General features: G+C 73.8%; 4 protein-coding genes. 1 reads left to right on the top strand and 3 read right to left on the bottom strand.

What is annotated here, in order from left to right; genetic code table 11:
* The first annotated feature begins 517 nt into the window (after nucleotides 1–517).
* A complete protein-coding gene (locus ACWEQL_RS39835; protein ID WP_452156088.1) occupies nucleotides 518–2,371 on the top strand; it encodes a phospholipid carrier-dependent glycosyltransferase in 1,854 nt (617 codons plus the stop codon).
* Between the two features lie 166 nt (nucleotides 2,372–2,537).
* Here ACWEQL_RS39835 and ACWEQL_RS39840 read toward each other — a convergent pair whose 3' ends face one another.
* From ACWEQL_RS39840 to ACWEQL_RS39850, 3 genes are read right to left on the bottom strand one after another with little or no spacing between them, the layout of a single operon-like run.
* Nucleotides 2,538–3,725 carry a ferritin-like domain-containing protein gene (locus ACWEQL_RS39840; protein ID WP_452156090.1) on the bottom strand — a complete coding sequence of 396 codons (1,188 nt, stop codon included), beginning with the start codon at nucleotides 3,723–3,725 and terminating at the stop codon, nucleotides 2,538–2,540.
* Nucleotides 3,722–5,698, bottom strand: coding sequence for a GMC family oxidoreductase (locus ACWEQL_RS39845; protein WP_452156092.1), 1,977 nt, complete (start codon nucleotides 5,696–5,698; stop codon nucleotides 3,722–3,724). Before ACWEQL_RS39845 ends, ACWEQL_RS39840 begins: the two co-directional genes overlap by 4 nt.
* Complete coding sequence (locus ACWEQL_RS39850) at nucleotides 5,695–6,348, bottom strand: hypothetical protein (protein ID WP_452156094.1); 654 nt, start codon at nucleotides 6,346–6,348, stop codon at nucleotides 5,695–5,697. Before ACWEQL_RS39850 ends, ACWEQL_RS39845 begins: the two co-directional genes overlap by 4 nt.
* Between the last annotated feature and the right edge of the window lie 205 nt (nucleotides 6,349–6,553).

Consider the following 6,553-nt stretch of genomic DNA (forward strand, 5'->3'; position numbering starts at 1 on the left):
TCGCCGGTGTCGCCGTTGCGGACGGCGGCGGGGACCCGGCTGAAGGTGTCCCAGTCCGCCGCGCCGCCGCCGCCCGCCGCGCCGTCGTCCGAGGGGGCCTGATCCGGGGGCGGAAGAATTTCTTCGACATCCCCTGCAACCTCACCGCCCGTCGCACGTCTCAACAAGTGAGTGGCGGGCTGACAGCCAGTCTCCCCGCCCGCTCCGTAGCGCAGTCGCCGCCGACGGTGCCCGGACAGCCGGGTCGCCGGGCGCGCGCCGCCTTCCCACAGCCATCGCCAGATGTCGCTGCGGCATGCCCGCAGCCGTGTTCCGGGGGGAACCATGTCCACGCACGCCACGCCCTTCCCCGGCGACTCAAGAAACCTGCATATGTAGCCCACCGGTATATATAGTCGCATGACATGAGGGCGCGCCCCGGCACGGGCCGCGTCGCGGTTCGGCACGCCCCCTTTTCCGCGCCCCGCACATCCGGGGCCCGGAGCGGCCGAACCATCAGGGGAGGGAACAGAGTTCGATGCACAGCGCCACCAGCACGCCCGGACAGCCGAGCACGACCCGGGCCGCCACCACCGCACCACCACCGACCACCCGCACAACCCGCACAACCGGCCGCACAACCGGGCGCGCGACCGGCCGCCTCGCCGGCCGGGCCGTACGGCACCTCGCCGAACTGCGCCCGCGCGCCTGGTTCTGGCCCACCGCCCTGATCGCCGGATACGCCGCCCAACTGCTCCTGCGGCTGGTCCTCGCCCGCCACCTGAGCTTCCCCTCCGTCCACCCCGACGAGGACTCCTACCTGGTCCTGGCCCGCGTCCTCGCCGGCCGGTCCACGACCGAGATCCCGGTCGGCGTGGTCATCCCCGGCGGCTACCCGCTGCTGATCTCACCCGCCCTGCGCCTGGCCGACGACCCGGTCACCGCCTACCACCTGATCATGGGGATCAACGCCCTGGTCAGCGCCCTGGTCTTCCCCCTCGCCTACGTGGCGCTGCGCCGCCTGGGCCTGCGCCGCCACCTCGCCTACGTCTTCGGCGCCGTCACCGCGCTGCTGCCCCCGGTGGTCTTCTACTCCCAGTTCGTGCTGACCGACGCCGTGCTGCCCGCGCTGATCCTGGCCTGGCTGCTGTGCCTGCACGGCTGGCTGGAGGACGGCCCGGCGCGCCGCCGCGCCTGGCACGCCGTCGGGGCGGGCGCGGGCGCGGCCTACGCGATGGCCACGCACGACCGCGGCGCCGTGGTGGTCGCCCTGACCGCCGTGGTGTTCGTCGGGGTCCTGCTGCTGCGGTGGGCCCCGTGGCGGGCCACCGTCGCGGGCCTCGGGGCCCTCGGCCTCGGCGTGGCCGGCGCCCGGCTGCTGTCGGCCTGGCTGCACGCGCAGTTCACGGTCCAGAACAGCGACGTCGGCGGCTTCCTCTGGGAGGGCCTGACCGACCCGGACGCCACCCGGCGCACCCTCACCCGCACCGCTGGCCAGATTTGGTGCTTCACCGTCTCCACCTGGGGCATCGGCGGACTGGCCGTCACCGCCTGCCTGTTCGCGCTGTTCAGCCGCCGCCTCCCGCGCCCGCAGCGGATCACCGGCGCCGTGCTGGTGGCCCTGCTGGCCGGCACCGCCCTGGCCGCGGCCGCCGCCCTGCCCGACGACGGACGCATCGACAACTGGGTCTACGCCCGCTACGTCTCCTACCTCGTCCCCGCCGCCTTCGTGACCGGCGCCGCCGTACTGGCCCGCTCAAGGCGCCGCACCCTCGTGCACGCGACGGCGGCGACGGCCGCGCTGACCCTGCTCCTCGCCGCCCTCGTCGTCCGCTCGGCCGGCGCCAAGCTGCGCACCCAGGGCTTCGTGCTGTGGGGCATGCCGGACGTGTCGTTCCTGTCCACCGACTGGGGCCGGCTCGCCATGTTCCGCACCACCGCCGCCGCCCTCGTCATCCTCGGCGCGCTCGTCCTGCTGCGCGCCACCGGAGGCCGCCCCGTGCTCTGGGTGCTCGGCCTGTCCCTGGCCCTGTTCGCCGCCTTCGCCACCTCGACCGTCACCGCCCACGTCACCGAACCGCACGCCAAGTGGCGCAAGGCCCAGGCCACCGGGTTCACCACCGCCGCCGGCCTCACCCCGCACGACAACGTGGTCCTCGCCTGGGACGTCGACTGGTCGCTGCGCAGCGCGCAGGCGTTCGAGGTCTACCACGGCCGCGTCTGGTACCTCGACCCGCGCCGCCGGCCCGTGCCGGCGCGGGCGAGCGTGGTGGTGACCCCGCTGCCGCAGCCGGGACAACGGCCCGAGGAGTACTGGCCCACCCGCCCGGTGGGCTGGTACGTCGAGCGGGCCGACGCCCAGCACAACTGGGTGATCTGGCGCAGGCGTTGACCCCACCACGCCCACCGCGCCCGCCACGCCCGACACACCGGGGATGAGCGTGGCGCCGGCACCACCCGGATACCCGGGGGTGCCGGCGCCACGGCGCCACGGCGCCACGGCGTCACAGTGCCGCGGCGTCACAGTGCCGCGGCGCCGCCGTGGGACAGCGCCGCGGTCAGGCGAAGGCCTCCGCGGAGTCCGAGGTCAGGGCGGACAGGTCGACGGGCCGGCCGGCCACGAGCGCGGCGGCCCGGACGTTGCGCGCCACCTCCTCGTCGGCGGCCTCGAAATGAGGCGCGTCGATCTCGAAGGTGGCACTGGCGAAACGGCCCCGCGCGGCCTGGACCGGATCCGGATGCGGATTGCGGTAGAGCCGCTCCGCACGGTCCCGCAGTTCCAGCATGGTGGGCACGGCCAACGCCATGTCCCGTGGCCGGCCGTTGAACGCCGAGTCGAGGTAACGCAACAGCACCGCGTAACGGGCGTTGAACGCCACCGCCTGCTCGTACACCGCGCTGGTGGCCGCGAACCGCCGGTAGTCGGCGACCTTGGAGTCACCGTGGATCGGGTACGCGTCGTCCCAACTGACATCGATCAGCGGGCCGCTGGGCTGGTCCTTGGGCCGGTCGTCGGGCCCGTAGCTGCGCCCGGTGTAGATCTCGTTGAAACGGAAGTAGTGCGCCAGTTCCGGCTGTTCGCCGAAACGCGCGTTGCTGTTCCAGATGCTGTCGTGGACGCCCTCACCCTGCTCGGTGATGGTCTCCAGCGCCTCCAACGCCGAGTTGCGCCCGTCCACCGGGAACACCTCGCCGCCGGAGTTGTAGAAGTCCTCCGGGCCCACCTGGTGGCCGGGCCTGTCCCGGGGGAAGACCGCGTCATGGCCCAACGTGGCGATCAGGTACTCCAGGCCCTCCCGGATGACGGTGTAGAACTGCCCGATGGACGTCCAGCCCGACCCGTCGGCGGCGTCCGGCGTCACCGCCTTCGGCCGCTCGATGCGCAGGAACGTCCTCAACGCCTCGGGGGAGAAGTGCCCGAGCCCGATCCTGGGCACGCTCTCGTCGCTGAACGGCAGCCGGGCCGGGTACTCGGCGACGAAACCCGTACCGACCCTCGGGCTGCCGCCGACCGCGTTGAGCAGGTTCGCGGCCAGCGTCATGTGCAGCATCTCCTCCACCAGCACCGCCCGGATCGCGTAGTACGCGCTGCGGTTGGTGCCCGGGCGGATGGTGTACATGCCCGTCATGTACACGGGGATGGTCAGGTGCTCCACCTCCATCGCCGCCTGCAGGTACCGGCGCAGCCCGGGCAGGGTGGTGGGCCGGGCGAAGCCCGCGTCGTGCAGTTCCAGGGCGGTGATCACGCCGGTACCTCCGCGTCGCTGCCGTCCCCGCCCGCACCGCGCAGATCGGCCGGCTGCCGCTCCAGGACCAGGTCCCGGTGGATCCGCTCCGCGCTGCGCAGCGCCAGGGCCAGCATGGTGATGGTCGGGTTGCTGGTGCCGATGGAGGGCATGCTGCCGCAGCCCACGGCGTACAGGTTGGGGTGCTCCCAGGTGCGCTGGTACCCGTCGACCACGGAGGTGGCGGGCGAGGCGCCCATGATGTGCGTGCCGGCGCCGTGACCGGCGCCGCTGTAGGCCAGGTGCACGCTCGTGCCGCCCACCGTGTGCTCGAAGTGGCCCAGCGGCGGGACGCCGTCGCGCGGGGCGTGGTCGGTGTAGTCGGTGGCACCGAGGCGGGCGAAGATCCGCCCGGCCACCAGACGGGCGGCGTACAGCCCGTCACGGGTGTGCTCGTCGAGGTCGTAGGTGATGACCGGACGCGGGTTGCCCATCGCGTCGCGGTAACGCCGGTCGATGGTGACCCGGTTGTTCGGGTCGGCCGACTGCTCGACGGCGATCTGCAGTTGCAACTGGCGCCCGAGCGTCGAGCCCAGCAGACGGCGCAGCTCCGGCCCGAACACGCCGTCCGGACGCACCTCGCCCGCCCGGTCGCCGCCGACGCCCAGCGCGGTGGCGACGTTGCTCATCGGCGCGCCGGTGGCCCACCCCCAGCCCCAGTTGCCGATCTCGATGCGGAACGGGGCCCTGCGCGCACGCCCCTGACCGAACCGGAACGCCTCCCAGCCGGAGGTGTGCCCGGGCCCGCGGAACGGCCCCACCGGCCCGCGCGCCTCCTCGGCGAGCGCCCAGTTGAGGATCGTCGGATGGTCCATCAGGTTGCGCCCGACCTGGTCGCTGCCGTTGGCGAGCCCGGAGAACAGCAGCAGCCGCGCGTTCTCGATGGCGTGCGCGGCCAGCACCACCATGTCCGCCTCCACCACGTGGGAGCGGCTGACCGGCGAGGCCGGGTCGTCGTACGTGCGGAACTCCACCCCGCTCACCCGCCCGCCCCGCGTCGCGCCCGCCAGCCGCACCCGGGTCGCCACACAACGCGTCGCCAGCGACACCGACTCGGAGAAACGGGCCTGCTGACGCAGCGGGTGCGACTTCGCCTGCACCGGGCAGATCGGCACACAACTCGCGTTGCCCACGCACCGCTCACCGTAGTTCGCCAGGCCCACCGCCCCCTGCGGCCGGTACGCCACCTGCGAATAGTCCGGATCCGGCGTGGAGTTACGGGCCTGCGGCAGGCTCCTGACCCGCAGCTCGTAACCGCGCCCGCTCACCTCGTCCAGGATCGACGCGCCGTCCAGCCTCCCGCAGTACCGGTCGATGTAACTCGCCGGGATCTGGTGCATCGGATACACGTAGTCCGGGTCCGCGACGACGCCGATCGCCCGCTGGTCCTGCGCGTTCCCGGCCACCCCGATCTCGAACTCGGCGCGCGCGTACCAGCGTTGCAACTCCCCGGCGTCGATGGGCCAGCTGCGCCCGTAGCCGTACCGCTCGGTGGCGAAGTCCTCGGGGTGCATGCGCGGCGTCGCGCCGAGCCAGTGCATCGCCGCTCCGCCCAGCTCGCGCAGGTAGTCGGTGCCGTAGGGCAGGCGGCCCCTCTGCACGAAGTAGCCGTTGGCGGTGAACTCCGGCTGCCCGGGCTCGGGGTCGCGTACCGGTGCGAGGTCCAGGACGTCGGGGGAGGGCGCGGCGGTGTTGCGCCGGTAGGCGGAGTTGGGGACCTTGGCGACGGCCCGGTGGTAGGTGGACAGCGAGCCGAGGTAGCCGGGCCAGGTCTCGGTGCCGCCGTTGCCGGCCTCCAGGATCAGCACCCGCCAGCCCTGGTCGCCGAGTTCCTTGGCGATCAGGCTGCCGGACCAGCCGCCGCCGACGATGACGACGTCGTAGCGCCGGCGCACGGCCTCGTGGGCGGTGATGGTGGTGACACTCTCGCTCATGCCTGCTCCTGCGGGGCGTCGGACTGCGGGGCGTCGGAGCGTGTGGCGGCGGTCGGTACGGCGGACGGCGCGATCGCGCGCCAGGCGCGGTGGCCGGGCAGCAGGTGGACGGGGACGGCGTCCGGCGTGACCTCGGCCGCCAGCCCGGTGCGCCAGACCAGCGCCTCGTCGAGGTCCAGGTCCCGGCGCAGTTCCTCGGCGGTGGGCTGGGGCGGCGGCTCGACGGCCCAGGTGCCGAACCCCGGCGGCTTGGCGCCGGCCGGGTGCCCGTGGAAGGTGCGCCACACCAGGCCCTCGACGTACGACTCCGGGGCGACGACGAACTCCTCGTTGGCCACCTGGCGGCGCAGCGCCGCGTGCGCGGCCGGCGCCAGGCGCGGCCAGGCGCCGGTCAGCCACAGGTACGTCAGCGCCCGGGCCACCTCCAGGTGGACGGGCGACAGCTCCTGCGGGCCGCCGCGTCCGGAGGCGGCCGTCGTCCACGCGGTCCAGAACTCGGCGAACGCCGCCGGCCCGACCTGCTCGCGGGCGGTGGCCAGGTAGCGCTCGGCCATGCCGGTGGCGTACAGGTCGAACGCGGCGAAGCCGGTCAACGGGACGCTGAGGTCGACGAAGTCCTCGACCTCCGGGGTCACAGCGGGATCCGTCATCACGCTCCTCTCGCGGGGAGCTCGCCCGGGCGGTGGCCGGATGCCGCCGCTCGAAACAGTTCTCGGGCGAACCGTCTCGCATCATCGCCCGCGCGGCGGGCGCCGTGGCCCCCGTGGCGGCGGTGGTGGAGGGATTCACCCGGCCGGGCGGCGCCCGCTTTCGGTGCGCGCGCCCGGCGTGCGTGCCGGCAGCGGCGTGCGCGGG

The organism is Kitasatospora sp. NPDC004240 (genome assembly GCF_053603215.1).